This is a genomic window from Bacteroides sp. AM54-2NS, assembly GCF_003602935.1.
GTDB classification, from domain to species: domain Bacteria; phylum Bacteroidota; class Bacteroidia; order Bacteroidales; family Bacteroidaceae; genus Bacteroides; species Bacteroides xylanisolvens.
Map to the genome: position 1 here is coordinate 1 of NZ_QTMZ01000131.1, position 1,129 is coordinate 1,129.

Consider the following 1,129-nt stretch of genomic DNA (forward strand, 5'->3'; position numbering starts at 1 on the left):
ATCCGGTAGTTGCAGATTTCTTTAACATAGGTAATTTGGCAGGTGGATTTGGAATGCGTAACTTTGGACCTAAGTTAAAGCCAGTAAAAGATATGGCTGTTGGTGGTAACAAATGGGCTAGAGCTAGAGTAATTAGTAAGGCTATTGACGAAGCTGTAAATAAGGGTAATCCTAAAGTTAAGAGTATTAATAATGAAATAGGACGTATAAGGGCTAATAATATTCCAGACGGAACATACGAGTTTAAAGATAACAATTTTAAACTGCCTGACTATGTTACTCCTAATTCACCAGCTGACCCTATAGAATTACATGCAACTAGGTTGGCTAATGGAGGATTTGACAGACTACCAGAAACAGTAAACGGTCAGAGGTATTTTAATGCTGGTAATTATAATTGGGCTTATAAGAGCAACTCAATGTACCCTAAGATACATTATTATGATAAAGCACCTTTGGAAACTATAGGCAAAGTATCTGATGATTTCATTAATGCTAGTACTAATAAGTTACCTACTGGTGAATCATATATGAAGTCAAGAGGGTTGTTAAATGACAACATGATATTTGCCACTTCTAGTACGGGAAACATCTATGTAGGAAGGAGTGGGTTATCTAGAGTTGCTAGTGACTTTGGAGATAATAATATACGTAGGACAGTTAGCCATGAAATGGACCACGCCATTCATATACCAGGAGAGGCTCCTAAAGGATTTGATACTAGTTTAACGGACTTGTCTGGCTACTTTAGTGCAAGGAATGGCACAGAGTTAACTGGTAGAGGTACACAGATTAAAGACTACTACGGACTATCATCTCCAGACCAAGAGATTACAGAGGACATGTTAAGGTATGCAGCTAAGAATTACATTAAAGATACAGGAATGGATAATAACATGACAGAGTTCTTTAAATCTATTGTAGATTGGAAGGAAGCTGCCAAATGGTTGTCGAAGTGGTCAACTATAATTGGTACTCCGGTAACTATATCTAAAATGAATGAATATGATAACAGCAGAATATTGGATGGAAGGAATCAATAAAGTGCTTGATAGATATGGACTATCAAGAGAGGAGTTTTGGAAAGACCCCGAAGCATTCATTAATAATTTGGAAGATAAGGATGCAA

1 protein-coding gene is annotated in these 1,129 nt (G+C 36.8%); it reads left to right on the forward strand.

Features of this window, described 5'->3' with window-relative positions; translation table 11 throughout:
• Positions 1–1,043, forward strand: a 1,043-nt coding sequence (locus tag DXA05_RS26685) for a hypothetical protein (protein ID WP_165861579.1), incomplete at its 5' end; no start/stop codon positions are given.
• Between the last annotated feature and the right edge of the window lie 86 nt (positions 1,044–1,129).